General features: G+C 38.3%; 17 protein-coding genes. 8 read left to right on the plus strand and 9 right to left on the minus strand.

Annotation, left to right across the window (positions count from 1 at the left end; translation table 11 throughout):
* Window positions 1-369: 369 nt before the first annotated feature.
* The 4 genes from IQ282_RS10035 to IQ282_RS10050 form a co-directional block, all read right to left on the minus strand.
* Window positions 370-570: a dodecin family protein gene (locus tag IQ282_RS10035; RefSeq protein WP_194851727.1), complete on the minus strand. Its 201-nt coding sequence runs from the start codon at window positions 568-570 to the stop codon at window positions 370-372.
* A 60-nt stretch (window positions 571-630) separates the two neighbouring features.
* Entirely contained in the window at window positions 631-1,368 is a 738-nt protein-coding gene (locus IQ282_RS10040; RefSeq protein WP_194851728.1) for a hypothetical protein, read from the minus strand.
* 79 nt (window positions 1,369-1,447) lie between these two features.
* Window positions 1,448-2,182, minus strand: coding sequence for a hypothetical protein (locus IQ282_RS10045; RefSeq protein ID WP_194851729.1), 735 nt, complete (start codon window positions 2,180-2,182; stop codon window positions 1,448-1,450).
* Window positions 2,183-2,233: 51 nt separating this feature from the next.
* Entirely contained in the window at window positions 2,234-3,142 is a 909-nt protein-coding gene (locus IQ282_RS10050) for a NifU family protein (protein ID WP_194851730.1), read from the minus strand.
* Between the two features lie 227 nt (window positions 3,143-3,369).
* Here IQ282_RS10050 and IQ282_RS10055 point away from each other — a divergent pair, with 227 nt between their 5' ends.
* Both IQ282_RS10055 and IQ282_RS10060 read left to right on the plus strand, forming a co-directional pair.
* Window positions 3,370-4,371, plus strand: coding sequence for a PorP/SprF family type IX secretion system membrane protein (locus tag IQ282_RS10055; RefSeq protein ID WP_194851731.1), 1,002 nt, complete (start codon window positions 3,370-3,372; stop codon window positions 4,369-4,371).
* Window positions 4,372-4,381: 10 nt separating this feature from the next.
* The gene (locus IQ282_RS10060) at window positions 4,382-4,927 is read left to right on the plus strand and encodes an RNA methyltransferase (protein WP_194851732.1); all 546 of its coding nucleotides are present in this window, start codon (window positions 4,382-4,384) and stop codon (window positions 4,925-4,927) included.
* Here the strand turns inward: IQ282_RS10060 and folK are convergent.
* Window positions 4,911-6,101, minus strand: a complete 1,191-nt coding sequence (gene folK, locus IQ282_RS10065) for a 2-amino-4-hydroxy-6-hydroxymethyldihydropteridine diphosphokinase (protein WP_449406809.1) — start codon at window positions 6,099-6,101, stop codon at window positions 4,911-4,913. The two genes, IQ282_RS10060 and folK, sit on opposite strands and share 17 nt — an antisense overlap.
* A 291-nt stretch (window positions 6,102-6,392) precedes the next feature.
* Between folK and IQ282_RS10070 the strand changes: the two genes are divergently transcribed.
* Entirely contained in the window at window positions 6,393-9,074 is a 2,682-nt protein-coding gene (locus IQ282_RS10070; protein WP_194851733.1) for an AsmA family protein, read from the plus strand.
* A gap of 113 nt (window positions 9,075-9,187) precedes the next feature.
* On the opposite strand, the gene IQ282_RS10075 is transcribed toward IQ282_RS10070, so the two are convergent.
* Window positions 9,188-9,982 carry a DUF2797 domain-containing protein gene (locus tag IQ282_RS10075; protein ID WP_194851734.1) on the minus strand — a complete coding sequence of 265 codons (795 nt, stop codon included), beginning with the start codon at window positions 9,980-9,982 and terminating at the stop codon, window positions 9,188-9,190.
* 66 nt (window positions 9,983-10,048) lie between these two features.
* Here IQ282_RS10075 and IQ282_RS10080 point away from each other — a divergent pair, with 66 nt between their 5' ends.
* The 4 genes from IQ282_RS10080 to IQ282_RS10095 all read left to right on the plus strand — a co-directional run bounded on the left by IQ282_RS10080 (window position 10,049) and on the right by IQ282_RS10095 (window position 14,262).
* Complete coding sequence (locus IQ282_RS10080; protein WP_194851735.1) at window positions 10,049-11,569, plus strand: GH3 auxin-responsive promoter family protein; 1,521 nt, start codon at window positions 10,049-10,051, stop codon at window positions 11,567-11,569.
* A 107-nt stretch (window positions 11,570-11,676) separates the two neighbouring features.
* Entirely contained in the window at window positions 11,677-11,907 is a 231-nt protein-coding gene (locus IQ282_RS10085) for a FeoA family protein (RefSeq protein WP_194851736.1), read from the plus strand.
* Entirely contained in the window at window positions 11,900-14,026 is a 2,127-nt protein-coding gene (gene feoB / locus IQ282_RS10090) for a ferrous iron transport protein B (RefSeq protein WP_194851737.1), read from the plus strand. The genes IQ282_RS10085 and feoB overlap by 8 nt, the downstream gene beginning before the upstream one ends.
* Before the next feature lie 104 nt (window positions 14,027-14,130).
* Window positions 14,131-14,262: a FeoB-associated Cys-rich membrane protein gene (locus IQ282_RS10095; protein WP_194851738.1), complete on the plus strand. Its 132-nt coding sequence runs from the start codon at window positions 14,131-14,133 to the stop codon at window positions 14,260-14,262.
* Between the two features lie 57 nt (window positions 14,263-14,319).
* Here the strand turns inward: IQ282_RS10095 and IQ282_RS10100 are convergent, their stop codons facing one another.
* The 3 genes from IQ282_RS10100 to recQ all read right to left on the minus strand — a co-directional run bounded on the left by IQ282_RS10100 (window position 14,320) and on the right by recQ (window position 17,270).
* Window positions 14,320-14,514 carry a cold-shock protein gene (locus tag IQ282_RS10100; protein ID WP_194851739.1) on the minus strand — a complete coding sequence of 65 codons (195 nt, stop codon included), beginning with the start codon at window positions 14,512-14,514 and terminating at the stop codon, window positions 14,320-14,322.
* A gap of 111 nt (window positions 14,515-14,625) precedes the next feature.
* Window positions 14,626-15,108, minus strand: a complete 483-nt coding sequence (locus tag IQ282_RS10105; RefSeq protein ID WP_194851740.1) for an RNA methyltransferase — start codon at window positions 15,106-15,108, stop codon at window positions 14,626-14,628.
* A complete protein-coding gene (recQ, locus tag IQ282_RS10110) occupies window positions 15,105-17,270 on the minus strand; it encodes a DNA helicase RecQ (protein ID WP_194851741.1) in 2,166 nt (721 codons plus the stop codon). Before recQ ends, IQ282_RS10105 begins: the two co-directional genes overlap by 4 nt.
* A gap of 171 nt (window positions 17,271-17,441) precedes the next feature.
* On the opposite strand from recQ, the gene IQ282_RS10115 reads away from it, so the two are divergent.
* Window positions 17,442-18,254, plus strand: coding sequence for a hypothetical protein (locus IQ282_RS10115; protein WP_194851742.1), 813 nt, complete (start codon window positions 17,442-17,444; stop codon window positions 18,252-18,254).
* The last annotated feature ends 10 nt before the right edge of the window (window positions 18,255-18,264 follow it).

The raw sequence follows: 18,264 nt of genomic DNA on the forward strand, positions 1-18,264 counted from the left end.
CTAGTAATGAATTAAATATCAAAGATAAATGGAGAGGCTTTTCATTGCTGCGCTTCATAATGTTGATCACTTGGTTAAATATGGATGGAGATATGGGATGCGGTATATTCAGCAATCTTGAAGTTAGATCGAGTGGCTGCTGTTACTCCTAACAATTATTTGGTTTGAGAATTTTGCTTAGGGAGCCCTACAATTGTTATCGGTATCTTCCCTTTGACTTTGCTAAACTTCCCAACCTATAGATTTATACTTATTTACAGCAATATCAACTGGATGAGATCATGCTATTGCATAAAAAGCGATATCGTTAAGATATCGCTTTTTATAAATCTTCTTATTTAAAAGAAGCTCAATAAGTTTGCTTAAAGTCTAGTGAACTTCAAAAGTGATTTTAGCATTTACTCTAAATTCAGTTATGTTGTTGTCCTTCACTTGAGCACTTTGCTCATTTATATAGACGGAACGAATGTTCTTAACACTTTTGGCAGCGTGTTCTACAGCTTTCCTAGTTGCGTCTTCCCAACTTTTTTCACTATTTGCTAAGATCTCTATTACTTTTAAAATTGCCATAATAATTATAGTTTTAAATTTATTAAGCTTTAATATAATAAATTAAATAGAATAAGGAGCTTATTTAACACTAGAATAATATACCGCAACTTTTTGAAGACCAATATAGTCATCATCAAAATCAATATTATTTGACTTGATATATTCTTTAATCATATCTGCTTTTGAATCAATCATATTTTTGTAAACCTTTCTTTTATGATTTGCTACAGATATTGCAATTCCGTTATCGTCGATAATAAAAAATTCACGCGAAGCGTCAAATTTAGGGTTACGCGTTACACCATATGAGGAACGATTACCTCCTGGTGGTTGCTTGATCTCCATGGTACGATTTAGAACCAAAACGGCTTCATTTTCCAATTCTTTTAAAATCTCTACATAAGTTCGGATCATATTTCCATTGTTTTTGAACTCCATGTATCTAAACGTTTTATCCTGAATAACTATATCCAAATTAGAAGTTCTAGGAAGTATTTTTATATCGCTTCCTACCTGTTCTTCTTTGACTTCAGACATTTTCATCATATCTGCATAAATGTTATAGTTGATATATATTGACGTAGGCTTTTGCTCAGTGTTTCTAAAGTAAACTTTGGCAAGAACTAAATTTTCAAAAAGGAATGGACTTCCATCAATATTTTCAGGCTCACTAGAATTCCTTAAAGTAGTTTGAACATTTTGAAACTTATTGATATCAAATGATGCTCCATCAATTCGAGATCCAAATCCATCCTGTGCGTTCATTGAAAATGTAATGATGCTGACAACAACTGCTAAAATAATACGTACGTTCATTTCTTTTAATTTCTAAAATAGCTTCATAAATCATACCAATAAGTTCACCTTTTGATAGCAAGAGTATGCCTATCTAAACTTAATCTGTACGAATGGAAGAATAATATTTTGTCGTTGCTATTAGGCCTGTCAGATCGTTTTCAAACTCAATGCTATTGATTTTTATATACTCCTGCAATCTATTATTTAATGAAGTTGAAAACTCTTTACTAACTCTTTTATTATTGTTTTTTACCTCAATAGCGATACCCTTATTGGTAATAAAAATAAAAGTCTCTTCTGTTTTTATCCTAGGATTTCTGGGAGATGAATAACTAGATTCACTAATCGATAGCGATTGTTTAACCTCTTGTGTGCGCAATAAAGCTAACATGTCACCATTTTCATAAGACGCAATAATTTCTACATAAGATGACTTCTTGCCTCTCATTTCAAACTCTAGAAACAAAAAAGTTCTCCCTTCCATAACTATCAAAAGGTCTGGTCTCTTCGGTAAAAGCAACACTTCATCTATTTTGCTGGATTTCATATTCATTGAGCCAGCATAGATGTTGTAGTTTAATTCTAGTAGAGTAGGTTGCTTAGGGTTACTTTTAGAATAAACTTTGGCGGGAACATAAGTAGCAAAAAGAAATGGATCACCATCCACATCATTGGTCGCAATGTATTTGCGCGTGGTAAGGTCAGAGTCTTGAAACGTTTGCAAATCAATAGACTGCCCTGAAAAGGATGCGCCTTGATGAAAGTTTTGTGCGTAAACAATCTCACTTATTAAAAGTAACGTGACTAAGACTAAAAGTTTAAAACCTTTCATATCAGTCTAAGATACAACTGTCATTAATTATCGACAACGATATCAATAAAATTAGCCGTTAATAGCCACAACGCGCTGTATTTTGCCAGGTATCATGTCCTTCATCATCGTTTCAATTCCATTGCGCAGCGTCATAGTAGAACTAGGACAGCCACTGCAAGCACCTTGTAGAATTACGTTTACTTCTTGTGTCTCCTCATTATAACTGTCAAAAACTATATTCCCACCATCGCTCGCTACGGCTGGGCGTACGTACTCGTCTAGAATCTCAACAATTTTTTTAGAAACATCACTCAAGTTCTCAAACTTAGGCAAATCCATGCTTTCCCCAGTCTGCTTCACTGTTCCAGACGTGTATTTAGAAACGCCTATTTCATCCCCTGTTTCAATTCCTTCTTTAATAAAAGACCTGATTTGATTTGTAACTTCCTGCCATTCTACAATATCATGTTTGTGAACAGAGATGTAGTTTTCATCTACGTACAATTCTTTTACAAATGGAAATTGATATAGCTTTCGCGAAAGCGAACCAGCTTCGGTATCCTCAATCGTTTTAAACTCTTGACTGGCAAGAACTAATTTTTTATTAGCCACGTATTTCATCACGGCTGGGTTAGGAGTGGCCTCTGCATAAACGGTCACAGGTGTTTTCTTGACCTCTTTTTCGTCAGGTAACAACGGTTTTCCACTATTTAAGTATTCTTCTATTTGCGCGGAAACTTCATCTTGAATATCATTCCATTCTATAATATCGTAACGTTCTATTGCAATAAAATTTTGAGCGATATAAACCGTTTTTACGAAAGGAAGATAAAACAATTGTTGCGCTAGCGGTGATGGCTTTGCATCATCAATATTTTTGAACTCATAGCTGTGGTTTTTAACCAGAAACTCGGTACTTTCAAACTTTACGATAGAATCATTAGTAGTAGGAACTACTTTTATAGTATGTGTACTCATGGCTTTTAATTCAGGTAACAAAGATAGATAGGATGGATGGAACAATTAAGGACTGATGAATGTTATACCTTATAACTATATATTTAATTTAAATCCAGCACGCTAACAATGATGGGCTTCATAATTATCTAGTCATAATATGATATATTTGAGGCTTTCATTGCGGTGCAGAAATCTTTAGACTAGATGGTTTTAAAAGAAGCGCAATAGCGATAGATTATATCTTAATGAGACATTTTTTACTCTTTCTAATTCTATTATCCGTTTCACAATATACCGCGGCACAAGAAGGAATTCCAGTGTATCAGGATTATTTAATGGACAATTTATACTTGTTACATCCATCCATGGCAGGCGCTGCAAATTGTGGTAAAATTAGAGCGACGGGACGCCAGCAATGGTTTGACCAGCAAGACGCCCCTAATCTACAGACGTTAAGTTTCAATACTGGAGTAGGTCAAAATAGTGGGATAGGTGCTATAGTGTTTAATGACAAAAATGGTTACCATTCTCAAACGGGAGCCTATTTATCTTATGCCTATCACTTACAGGTAGGCGGTGGTTATGATGATTTGAACAGGGTTTCCTTTGGGATGAATGTAGGTATGGTACAGAGTCGTCTGGATGAGACCAGCTTTGATCGTACTAATTTTGATCCTATCATCACGGGTGTTTTAGTCAGTGATTCCTATTTCAATATTGATATAGGAGCGTCTTATTTATACAAAGATTTTTTCCTGCATGCGACTGTCAAGAATGCTATTTTTCAAAATAGAGAAATTTATTCTGAGGGCTTTGAAAGTACAGATCAATTGCGCCTTATTGCTAATATAGGCTACCTTATCGCGCCTAATGATTCTGACTGGCAATTTGAGCCATCGATTTTGTACCAGCGAACAAATAGGACAAAAGAACAGTTCATGGATTTGAATGCTAAAGCTTTCTATGACCTAAATGAAAACACGGTGCTTTATATGGGAGCCTCTTACAGACAAAGTTTTGAAGGAGCAGAATTCCAAAACGGTGTCGATATTCAAGAACAAAACTTGACGTTGCTTTCACCTTTTCTAGGAGCAAAGATCAATAATTTCACTGTGGGTTATACGTATAGCCAGCAATTTGGAGACGTCCAATTTGCCAGCGGTGGTTTCCACCAGATCACATTAGGATTTGACTTTTCATGTACTAAAGACCGGTGGAGCTGCAATTGTCCTGCGGTAAATCTCTAACATTTTCCTATTGTCAGAAACAAGAAAACTTCTTAACGACGAGCTGGAGCGGCTTTCAACAGATCGCTTTCGCGAAAGCGAAAAAACACCTTTAGTAATCGTGCTTGACAACGTGCGCAGTCTTAATAATGTAGGCAGCATTTTTCGTAGTGCAGATGCATACAGAGTAGAAAAAATCTACCTGTGTGGGATCACAGCACAACCACCACATCGAGAAATCCGAAAAACAGCCTTGGGAGCGACGGAATCTATATCTTGGGAATATGTTGAAAATACTATCGAGGTAATTCAAAAATTAAACTCCAGTGGTTATCAAACTTGTGCGATAGAACAAGCAGAGCGTTCTGAAAATCTATTTCACTTTTCACCAAAACTAAACTCCAAAGTCGCTATAGTTCTAGGGAATGAAGTGAACGGCGTATTGCAAGAAGTTGTTGATGCTTGCGACACGGTCATAGAACTGGATCAATATGGAACAAAACACAGTTTAAACATCGCGGTTTGTGCTGGTATCGTAATCTATGATATTTTCAATAAAATCAGCCCGCTGCGATAGCTTCTGAAATTTGTCTAAGTACTTCTAGGTAATCTTCTTGATTGTTGACAAAATCGAGATTTGTAACATCGATTACTTTAATTTTTAAATCTTTTTGAGACCTGATAAAATTTGCATAGCCTTGTTGTATTTGTGCGAGATAACTTGCTTCAATATTTTGTTCATAATCACGACCGCGTTTTTTGATATTTTCCAGCAAACGTTCTTCGGTTTGATAGAGGTAAACGTATAAATCTGGTTTTACCAATTCCTTATACATCATGTTAAACAAACGCTGGTAAAGCGCATATTCTTGCTCTTCTAATGTTATGTTGCTAAATATCAGTGATTTGATCACATAATAATCTGCAACTGTAAAGTTTGTAAATAGGTCATGCTGTGCAACATCATCACTCAATTGCTGGTACCGATCTGCAAGAAAAGACATTTCTAACGGGAAACTATAACGCTCCTTATCCTCATAAAACAAGGGTAAAAACGGATTGTCAGCAAAACGTTCCAATACGCATTTTCCATTGTAGTCTTCACTGATCCTCATGGCGAGACTGGTTTTCCCAGACCCTATGTTTCCTTCAATGGCAATAAAATTAAGCTTGTCGACGGGAAATTTATTCATTTGGGTTTTTATATTCTGACCTTGGTACGAGGCGATATCATTGCCGGTATATTTTAGAAATCGCTTGCTTTTTAACAGCGATATTCCAGTGCGTTCTACTACTTCAGAAAGCTCAATATTGAACCATAGTGACGCTATTGATTTCTTAAAAACTGGATGCAATACATCACTGGCAATAGCATTTAAAGGCTTCATGACAAAATCTCGATCCACCATGCGTGGATGCGGTATTTGCAGTTCTAATTCATCCATTACAATATCGTCAAACAAGAGAATGTCAAGATCAATGACTCTGTTTTCATAAGTGGTCCCAGCTTTAGGCTGGCGGCCCATAATCCGTTCAATTTGCTGTAAAATAGCGAGAGTTTCTAGTGGCTCTTTTATAGAATGCACCAGCATGCAACTGTTCAAAAAATCATTCCCAGAAAACCCCACTGCTGGTACTTCATACACTGGCGCAACATTAATTACCGGACCCAGTTGCTGCTCTATATGATCTACAGCAGCGCATAGGTTTTCAAACCTGTCGCCCAGGTTACTTCCTAATGCAATGAATATCTGATGGTTGTGTTGTGTTGCGATGCCATTTACTTTTGCAGCAAATTAAGGAATTATGACCAACTCCTTTGGTACTTTTGTGGCAATATGAAACGGTTCACAGGCAATGGTTTACGATTTGAACAGTCTTTTTAATTGATAGTTATCGCTATTTGCAGCATGATTGTTGTTTTAAGTAGATTAAGAAATGTGTGAGATGTTTTTTTACCACAGTATATCCGCATTTAAAAACCCGTTCCTACCAGAATGGCACATGAAATAAAATTAGACTAAAAGTTTCAAAATATACAAATGAAGAAGTTTTTTAAAGTATTGGGAATCGTGGTTTTGTTACTGGTCGTGGTAGTTATTGCCGCGCCGTTCGTTTTTCAAGATCAAATCGCACAGGTCGTAAAGGACAAACTGAACGAGTCACTGGATGCTCAGGTTGAATTTGGAGACGTAGATTTGAGCTTCATTAGGGCGTTTCCTGATGCGCGTTTGAAAATCAAGAAATTGTCCATTGTCAACAAGGCGCCATTTGCCGGCGACACCTTATTTTATGCAAATGAAACCTATCTGGACATGCCACTTTTCGACGTTTTCAATAATGCGAGTGAGCCCATCCGCATTAATGAATTGATTGTTGATGGTGCCGTGGCGAGACTTAAAGTGGATGAAAATAATGCGTCCAACTGGGATATCGCTTCCGCGAAAGCGGAAAAAAATCAACCTCAAGACACGTCATCAGGATTCAATCTCGATCTAAAATACTACGAGATCAAGAATTCAGAGCTTTCCTATGAAGATGCAATTTCAAAAAACCGTCTCGTTCTATCCGGTTTACAACATAGTGGTAACGGTGATTTTTCCCTAAAATCCAGTACGCTGGACACAAAAACCACTGCCAGAGTGATCTACAGCCTTGACGGTGTTGAATATTTGTCGGGCCAAAGTGTAAATCTGGATGCAGATATCCTAATGGATCTTGAAAACCAGAAATACACGCTTGAGGATAATAAAGCCTTGATTAATGACCTGGAGCTAGAACTTGCTGGATACATTGATTTGGAAGAAGATTACACGATGGTAGATCTGACATTTAAAGCACCATCATCGGACTTTAAAAACTTTTTTGCGATCATTCCAGAAACATATCGATCTAACTTAGAAGGCATCACTACGACCGGAGACTTTGTGGTAAATGGGATTATTAAAGGTCAGGTTACAGATGAATTGATACCAACGCTGGACATCACTGCGAAATCAAACAATGCTTCCTTTCAATATCCAGACCTGCCACAAAAAGTGACTAACATTTTCATTGATGCACAGTTGCTTAATACTACTGGAAAAGTGGAAGATACTTATCTGAATATTGCAAACACCGCCTTCAACATAGGGAAAGATCGTTTAGAAGGTCGAGCGATGATTACAGATTTAACCAGCAATATGAAGGTGGATCTGAATGCTAACGGAAATCTAGACCTAGGAAATCTTTCCCAATCTTTTCCGCTTCCAGAAGATATGGATCTTGATGGACGACTAGCATTAGATATTGCAGCGCAATTTGACATGGAAAGTATCGAGAAAGAACGTTATGAGCGTGTCAATACAAAAGGAACCGCAACATTAACTGACTTTAAATACATAGGATCTGCGTTTAAGAGTCCGTTTTTGATCAGACGAACCGATATTGATCTTAATACTTCCACGATTAAGTTAAATAGTTTTGATGCTATCACGGGAAATACGGACATCAAGGCGAGCGGTACGATCAATAACCTAATAGGCTTTTTGTTGCAGGATCAAGGCTTGAAAGGGAACTTTAAAGTTAATTCCAACAGTTTTGACGTGGGTGATTTTATGGAGGAATCCACAGAAGTGGCTTCGGCAAATCAGACGACCACTTCCAAAACTGAAGAAGCTGTGAAGATCCCAGCGTTTTTAGATGCTAATCTGGACTTCAATTTAAAAGAAGTAAGATACGACGGATTAATCCTTAAAAATGTTCAGGGAATAGCAGCAATTAGAGATGAAACACTCACGATGAGCGATGTGCGCAGTGATATATTTGGCGGAGCAATCGGCCTTGCGGGAATGGTAACGACAAAAGGCTCAAGTCCTAAATTCAATATGAATTTAAACATGGACAATCTAGACATTTCTCAAGCCTTTGCAGGATTTGAAATGTTCCAACAATACGTCCCTTTATTGAAGGCGTTGCAGGGAAGGATAAATACCGATATTGAAATTAAGGGAGATCTTGCGAGCGACCTTTCTCCTATATTGACCAGCATAAATGGTGGCGCTCTGGCAGAGTTATTGACTCGAGATATTCAAACGGGTGCAGCACCATTGTTGGATAAGCTTGATCAACAGTTATCTTTTATCAGTTTAAAAGATATTGATTTAAGTGATTTGAAAACCAAGTTAAAATTTCAGGACGGTGCCGTTCAGGTAAGTCCGTTTGATTTTAAGATCAAGGATATTGTTGTCACCGCCAGTGGTAAACACAGTCTTACTAACGAGATGGACTACACAATGGATCTCAAACTGCCCGCAAAATATCTAGGAAAGGATGGAGCTTCACTCTTGTCAAAATTACAGGCTACCGATATTGATAAAATGACCGTACCCTTACCCATTCGTTTTACTGGATCGTTTTCAAAACCTAATGTTCAAGTAAATTTAGAGTCTGCAGTTACAAATCTTACCAGCCAGATTATAGAAATTCAAAAACAACGCTTAAAGGAAAAAGGAGAAGACGCTTTAGGCAATGCTATTGAAGACCTAACTTCAGGTAAAAACCCTCTTGGAGGAATCAAAGATATTTTAAGCGGAAAAAAACCAGCTGTCAAAGATTCCACGGCCATAAAAAATATAACAGATACCATTAAAAAACCAGCAACTAAAGATCCCGTTAAAGAAACTGCAAGAAATTTGTTGCAGGGATTGCTGAAGAAAAAGAAGGATACGACTGGAAATAATTAATTGACAGATCTTGCTGGTTTATCGCAAGGTCCCAAAAAGATAGTTCGTAACAATTTTTACTGAAATACAGTAATCAATAGAAGGACGGTCATTTCAAGCTTATTGTAGAGTCATCAGTCCACATTCAAGTCTACTACAAAGCCCTCATGACTGCGTATATTCATGACTTTACCTCCTTCAAAAATGAAATATTGACCTTTGATACCCATGAGTTTTCCGCTGTGTTCCGGAGTTTTGGTCAGGTTTACTGAAGTGACTTTTTTAGGATATTCCAGCACGGGAAAGTGAATGTGTGTTTCTGTCGTTGCGGGTAATATAAATTCTCGAGCTTCCTGTGGGATGAGGTCGATTAAGCTTTCGCGAAAGCGTAACAAGTCCACATCCTCAATACTATTAGTTAACATTTTTCTCCAGTTCGTCTTGTCTGCAACCTTTTCTTTCAAAGCGACCTCTGTAATTCCAGCCAGGTAGCGGTTGGGCGCTTCTACAATTGCCAGTGCTTCATGGGCGCCTTGATCGATCCAGCGCGTGGGGACTTGCGTTTTGCGTGTCACGCCTACTTTTATGTTGCTGGAGTTGGCGAGGTACACCATGTGTGGTTTAAGCTGCACTCGTTTTTCATATTCTAGATCGCGGTCTTCTTCATCAAGATGTGCCCTGCTCAATTCTGGCTTTATAATCCACTCACCGGCTTGCGGGCTGCTGGAAAAGCAGTCGTAACAATAACCTTGTCGCCATATTTTTTTATCCAGGCCGCAATTGAGACATTCATTCGCAACGTGTTTTATGCTTATATGTTGACCCAGAAGCTGGTTGACATGCAGGAATTCGTCCTTGAATACCAAGTAATACTGGACAGTATCCTTTAATTCTGTTTGCATCTTGCGTATCGTGCCGCTTAGTACCATTCTAAAGATATTTTTTTGGGAAAATGTAGGTATATTGCCCCAAAAATACCTTAAACCAACTAGAGCGTGGCAATTCCCCTTATCAATTCTGTAGTGTCGTGGTTTCTCAAGAAACGCATTCACGATATGGAGTTGTTTATGAAGCATCCGCAGGAGTTACAAAACAACTTATTACTTGATCTGGTTGATCAGGCAAAAAATACGGAGGTAGGCAGGAAATATGGTTTTAAAGCTATTTGTAGTTATGCTAGATTCAAGGATCAAGTTCCCATTTCTGAATACGAAGACGTAAAACAGGATATTGAGCGATCGCGCAATGGCGAGGGAAATATTTTCTGGCCTGAAGAAATCAAATATTTTGCGATGTCTAGTGGTACTACCAGTGCTAGAAGTAAATTCATTCCTGTAAGTCAACAGTCCCTTCAAGATTGTCACTATGCCGCTGCAAAGGATTTGTTGTGCATGTATTTAAACAACAATCCAGATTCTCGCTTATTTACAGGTAAAGGTCTGAGGTTGGGAGGCAGTAAAAAACTAAATAAGACTTCTGGAACATCTGCGGGAGATTTGAGTTCCATATTAATTGATAACATGCCATTCTGGGCAGACTATAGTTCCACTCCAGGAAATGACGTGGCCTTAATGGCAGACTGGGAGAAGAAAATGCCAGCTATCGTAAGGGAGACAATTGATGAAAAGGTCACTAGCCTTGCTGGTGTTCCTTCCTGGATGATGGTTTTACTCAATAATGTTCTGGAAACTACAGGGAAAAGTAATATTCTCGAGGTGTGGCCAGATATGGAAGTGTTTTTTCACGGCGGCGTCAGTTTTGATCCTTATCAAGAACCTTTCAAGAGATTGTTGCCAAAATCTGATATTAAATACTACGAGACTTATAATGCAAGCGAAGGTTTTTTTGCTATACAAGACACAAATGACAGTAAAGACCTACTGCTAATGCTAGATTACGGGATTTTTTATGAATTCATTCCAATGTCAACCTATGGAGGCACTGATCAAAAAATTATTCCATTAGAACAAGTTGAAATTGGGGAGAATTATGCAATTATTATTACTACAAACGCTGGCTTATGGCGCTATAAAATAGGAGATACGGTGCGCTTCACAAATACCTCACCGTACCGCATCAAAGTTACGGGTAGGACAAAACACCATATAAATGTCTTTGGTGAAGAATTAATTATTGAAAATGCCGAAGCTGCCTTAAAAGCAACTATTCAAAAAGTTCCCTGCATAATTAAGGATTATACGGTGGCTCCCATTTTCATGGAAGGCAAGGAGAAAGGAGCTCATGAGTGGATCATTGAATTTGAACAACCACCTGAACACGCAGATGAGTTCAAGACATTACTTGACTTACATCTACAAGCGGTTAATAGTGATTATGCAGCAAAGAGAGAGAACGACCTGACTTTAAGGCAACCATTAATACATTTTGCTAATGGTCGTGTTTTTTATCACTGGTTGAAGTCAAAAGATAAATTGGGTGGCCAACATAAAATCCCGCGATTGTCTAATAATCGAGAATATCTAGAAGAACTTCTGGAAATTCATAGAACTATATAGTGTAAATAAGATTCAATTTAAATACATCTACAGATTTAACTGACAATATTTTCCTATTCCCTAAGGGGAGCGTACTTTTGCCTATTCAAATTAATTCTAAATAAGAATTGGAGAAGACCATCGCACATCTCAAACGTGGAGAAATAGCAATTATCAAAAGCTTCAGTGAAACTGATGTGCCGTTAAAGTTGCTGGAAATGGGTTGCTTGCCTGGAAATCTTGTGACTATGATGCAAAGTGCTCCTTTCCAAGATCCAATATATTTAAACATTAATGGGACGCATCTCGCTATACGTAGAGAAACGGCTCGTAAAATAAACGTGGATCCATATGTCTAGATCGATCAACGTTGCCCTTATAGGCAATCCCAACACTGGAAAAACGTCACTTTTTAACCGATTGACCGGTTTGAATCAAAAGGTGGGAAATTATCCGGGAATCACGGTAGAAAAGAAAGAAGGGCTTTGCAAGCTGGACCGCGGTTTAAAAGCGCATATTTTAGACCTTCCAGGAACGTACAGTTTAAATACCTCTTCTCTTGACGAAAGTGTAGTAGTAGAAACATTACTAAATAAAAACTCTAAGGACTTTCCAGATGTTGCGGTAGTGATAAGCGATATAGAAAACCTGAAACGTAACCTGTTGCTTTTTACCCAAATCAAAGATCTAGAAATACCGGCAATTCTGGTTATAAATATGGCAGATCGCATGCAAAGAAAGGCGATCACCCTAGACATTGAGTTGATGGAGAAAGAACTCAATACTAGAGTAGTTCTTGTCAGCGCTCGTAAAAACCAAGGGATCAACGCGCTTAAAGAAGCTATTTCCCAGTACAAAACTTTAAAAACAGAGCCTTGCGTCAATTCTAGTGTCATTGATCCTGAGTATTTTAGCCGCTTAAGTAAAGTGTATCCTAACCAGCAATTATATAAATTATGGTTGGTGATTACACAAGATGTAAACTTTGGAAAAGTGGATCGTGGCAGGGATTATGAAAAGCTCAAAAGCAGTAATTTTAGTGTCAAGTCAGAAGAAGATCTTAAAAAATTACAACATAAAGAAACGGTAGTCCGGTATCAATTTATAAATGGATTGCTTAAAAAAGTATTGCACGTTGATACGGTGCATGCCAAAGACTTGCGCAGCAAACTAGATAGAATCTTATTGCACAAGGTTTGGGGTTATCTTATTTTCTTCTTTGTTCTATTATTGATTTTTCAGGCGATTTATGATTGGTCAGAATATCCTATGGATTGGATCGATCAGGCATTTGCTTCTTTAAGCCAAATCACAGCAGAAAGTCTTCCTGACGGGCCGTTCACCAGCCTTATTGCAGAAGGTATTATTCCAGGATTAGGCGGTATCGTGATCTTTATACCGCAGATTGCGTTTTTGTTCCTCTTTATCGCATTATTGGAGGAAAGTGGTTATATGAGCAGGGTAGTTTTTTTAATGGACCACATCATGAAAAAATTTGGTTTGAGCGGGAAGAGTGTAGTACCGTTGATTTCAGGAACAGCTTGCGCGATTCCTGCTGTTATGGCAACACGTAATATCGAGGACTGGAAGGAACGATTGATCACAATTCTAGTAGTTCCATTTACCACCTGTTCTGCTAGATTGCCGGTGTATTTGATTATCATCGCTTTAGTAATTCCAGATCAGGATATCTGGTGGTTCTTTGATTTAAAGGCGCTTACCTTAATGTTATTGTATTTGTTAGGCTTTGCTGCTGCCATTGTCTCAGCTTGGGTTCTCAATAAAATCCTACCCATCAAACGTAAGTCTTTCTTTGTGATGGAAATGCCAGCTTACAAATTACCTATGTTTAAAAACGTTCTCATTACGGTAATTGAGAAAACTAAGAGTTTCGTTTTAGGTGCTGGAAAGATCATCATGGCGATTAGTATTGTTTTGTGGATTCTCGCCAGTTATGGAGTGGGGGATAAGTTTAATAATGCAGAGAGTATCGTTAAGGAACAGTATGCAGGTCAGGACGTAGAGGATAAAATAATTGAACAAAAAATAGCTTCACATAAGCTTGAACACAGCTTTATAGGATATATAGGAAAAGCTATTGAGCCAGCGGTGCGACCGCTAGGTTATGATTGGAAAATAGGGATTGCGATCGTGAGTTCTTTTGCGGCTCGAGAGGTGTTTGTTGGAACTCTAGCAACCATTTACAGTGTGGAAAATATAAAAGATGAGGACAAAATGAATGAAACCATCAAAAACCGAATGCGGGCTGAGGTTAACCCCATACTAGGTGGTCCACTATTTACTTTTGCCAGCGGTATATCATTGATACTTTTCTATGCATTTGCAATGCAATGTATGAGTACGCTCGCGATTGTAAAACGAGAAACAAACAGCTGGAAATGGCCTGCCATACAATTTACGGCAATGACTATCATAGCTTATTTTGCTGCTTTGGGAGCCTTTCAGATTCTGAAATAGGTAAAATGGCATAAGGCAGTCGGCGTGATTTTTGTATAAGTAAACAAAGAAACTAAGGCACAGTTTTAAGGTCTAAGTTCTTCATTAAAATTAAAGAAACGATCATGATTTATCTACAATATATTCTATTAGCCATTGCAGCAGTAGGTGCTGTATTATGGTTATTTCGCAAGAGTTTTTTTCCTAAAAAATACGACTCTGGTAACTGTGGAGATGGGGATTGTGGGTGTCATTAAACATAAAAAAGCCCGTTCTTGCGAATGGGCTTTCTAAGTCTAGAAATATAACTTCAATTACTGTATAACTCTAACGTTTACAGCGTTCATTCCTTTTTTACCTTCTTGTTCTTCATACTCAACTTTGTCTCCTTCTCTAACCTCATCGATTAGTCCGGTGACGTGCACGAAGCAGTCTTGATTTGTTCCATCCTCAACGACGAATCCAAAACCTTTTGATTCATTGAAAAATTTTACGGTGCCTTGTTTCATGGTAATAAATTATAATAATTAGACAACAAATGTAGCAGGAAAATTTTTAATCCATATTATAAGCGAATTATTTTCTTTCTTTTCACTATTGTTAATGTGCTATGCGTTAGACTATTTAGGAGCGCCGTCTAAGTAAATCGCTGCTCCTTTCACACTGCGATCGTACATCACAATACTTCCAGCAACAGATACATTTAAACTTTTCGGCGTATCAAATCTAATGAGTTGGTGTGATTTTTCAATCGCTTTTTTTGTCAATCCATTATCCTCTGCTCCTAATAAATAGACACAATTACGAGGGTGTTGAAAATCAGCTAGAAGTTTAGCTTTGGAGTTTAATTCTACACCTATGAGCATGGCGCCTTTAGGCAGGTGTGCATAGAAATCATCAAAAGTCTTGTAGTGAAAATAGGGTAGGGAAGTCACAGCATTATGAGTGTCGCTGGCCTGTTTTGCATATCGATTGCCTATAGTAAAAATAAAACTGGCGCCTAGATTTTGTGCACTGCGCCATAGAACACCCAGATTCTCCGGAGTTTTCCCATTTTCTATCCCAATGCCGAAATATCCGGCTTCTAAATTATCAATAATCATACGGCGGTGGTAATGCGCGCTTCAACAACAGCCATTCCGAGCCGCAGCTGTCCGTAGCCGATTTTTCCATCAAAATGATCGAAAATAGGTTTAAGCGAATTTTCTTTTTGATAATTAGGCAGCATCTTTTCCAGCATTTCTAAATCAACTCCCTCTAGCAATTTCTCAACATCCACATCTCTATGGGAAGCATACCGCTTGCCTATATGTGCTAGAATAGTGTCAGCTTTCAAGCCTCTTTCTACTGCAATTTCATCTATACTTTTTCCATTCCAGAATAATTCCACGCTGTCCATTACGGTATCTGTAAGACCGCCAGATTTTGCTTTTTTACGGGATTTTTTTTTGGGAGCTTCATCGCGATACACAAAATCTTCCGTTCTAGATTCTTTGTAATCTTGAATTACTTTCAAAAACCCAAAAGCATATTTGTCATGTTTGTGGGTTCCTACACCAGTAATATCGGCAAACTGATTATCGTCCAGCGGTATTCTACTAGCAATATCTTTTAAGGTCGCGTCACTGAAAACCATGTAGGGTGCGATACTTTCCTTGCGGGCAAGATCTGTTCGCAATTCTTTAAGGGCATCGTAAAGTTTACGGTTGACGTCTGTGGGTAATTCTGTAGTCGGTTGTGAAGTTTTCGCAGCGATGTCCTCTGGCTTAGGAATAACAGCGAGTTGAACGGCACGGTTATCAAACAGCACTTCTTTGGACTGCTCCGTTAATTTCATGTGATTTTGCTCATGAAATGCAATTTCCAGCAAGCCTTGATTGATCATTTGGATGATATATTGTTGCCAGTTGCTCCAGGAAATTTCCCTACCGGTACCGTACGTTTTGATGACGTGAAAACCGCTTTCCATCACGCCGGCATTATTTGCACCGCGCAACACATCGATCAACAGGGTCAGGGAGCATTGTTCCTTCATCCTGTAAACGGCGCTAAGAGCCATTTGAGCTTGAACGGTAGCGTCAAAAAAGTCAGGTTTATTGAGACAGACATCACAGTTGCCACAATCTTCCGGTAAATATTCATTAAAATAGGAGAGTAACATGCGCCTGCGGCAGGTAAGCGCTTCACCAAATTGTTTCATGCGCTCCAGTTTGGCCAGCTGTACTTCACTATTGCCGCTCGTCTCTGCAAACCGGCGCAGTTGCATCACATCTGCATAGCTGTGGAAAAGCAGTGCTCTCGATTCAATGCCATCCCGACCAGCACGACCTATTTCCTGATAATACCCCTCAATATTTTTAGGCATATTGTAATGGATCACAAATCGCACATTTGACTTGTCAATTCCCATCCCAAAAGCAATGGTCGCTACCACGATCTTGATCTCATCCTTTATAAATCGCTCTTGCACGCTTTCGCGAAAGCGGTTTTCCAGACCAGCATGGTAAGCTGCCGCAGAGTAGCCGTAGCTCTTCAATTTGCTGGAAAGGCTCTCACAGCTCTTGCGGCTCAAACAATAAATAATGCCGGATTCACCTTCGTATTTTTTGAGGAATCTACGTATTTGTGAAATTCTATTATTGCCGGGACGCACTTCCAGCATAATATTAGGACGGTCAAAGGATGCAATATATTCTTTACCATCACTGATGGTAAGCTGTTTTTTAATGTCAGATCTGGTCGCTCGATCTGCCGTTGCCGTTAGGGCAATCAAGTTGGCGTCTGGGAAGGATTTTTTAAGATAGGCGAGTTGGGTGTATGCCGGTCTAAAATCGTGACCCCAAGTCGAAATACAGTGCGCCTCATCCACCGCGATCAAAGAAACGGTTATGGATGCCAGGTAATTTTGAAGCAGGGAAATACTCTCTGGCGCTACGTAAAGTAGTTTCAAACTGCCGTCCTGCAATTGCAAGATTACATCTTGTTGTTGCGTGGACTCCTGTGAACTATTAAAAAACCCAGCGGCAATACCGTTAGCATTAAGGGCATCCACTTGATCTTTCATAAGAGCGATAAGTGGCGATATAACTAGGGTGACTCCTTCCAGCATCAAAGCGGGAAGTTGAAAACACATTGATTTTCCACCGCCTGTAGGCATCACGACCATCAGGTCTTTTTTGTTCAGGACATCATCTATAATTTCCTCTTGCAACGGTCGGAAACTATCATAACCAAAATGCTTTTTAAGCAATTCTAATTTTTTCATGAGATTATATAAGTTTGTATGGCGTATAAAAGTTGAAGCTATAAAGTTACAAAAACGGCACAAGTATTGAGTTTTTAAAAGTTGTACTTAGGTGATCAGAAAACTTATGGATAAGACTCCAGATCAAAAACCTAGATTCCAAATGTTTTATATTTACCCATTATCTATCTCATGAAAAATCTTTTTTTCCTATTTCTTACTCTAGGATGCACTTGCGCGACAGCTCAATCTATTAATGATTACAAGTATGTTATTGTAGAGAATCAATATGAGTTTCAGAATTCTGCTAATGAATATCGGTTGAATGAGCTCATGGAATTTTTATTACAGAAATACGGATTTGAAACTTACCGTAATAATGAAATTCTTCCCACAGATCTTAATCGTGGTCTTTGTAACAGTATGCAATTAAAAGTTGAAAAATCTGGAATACTTTGGGCAGACATCGATGCAAGGTTAGAAGATTGTTCTGGAAATGTATTGTTTAAAACGAAGGCGGCTAGAGGTACAGAAAAAGATTATCAAAAGGCATACTTCAGTGCTGTACGCGAATCTTTTGAGTCTTTTGAAAGGTTAAAATATAAATATAACGGAGGTGAAAATTTAGAGCAATCGACTTCAATCGCTGTCGCCATTGGTAAAGAAGTAAAGTCTGAGACTATTACTATTAAAGCAACAGACACTGCGCTTTCAAACAATAAGCAAACAAAAACGGAGGAGCTGCCTATAAATAGTGATAAGTCCATAGCATATGATTTTGAAGATATCTCAAATACCGAATATGCTTTGAAATTTAATGAGTCTAATGATTCCTTGAAGCTATATCAGTATGGCGTTGCAGTAGGTTCAGGACGTAAAACGGCTGCTGGAGTTTACTTAATTACTACCTCATCTTTCACGGGAGTAGGTTTCATGGAAAATGAGAAATTTGTCATTGAATACGACGCAAACGGAGATCTAATGAGAATTATTCTAGAAAAATAGCTCTGATCAT

The sequence above is a fragment of the Nonlabens antarcticus genome (assembly GCF_015356755.1).
In the GTDB taxonomy this organism is placed as follows: domain Bacteria; phylum Bacteroidota; class Bacteroidia; order Flavobacteriales; family Flavobacteriaceae; genus Nonlabens; species Nonlabens antarcticus.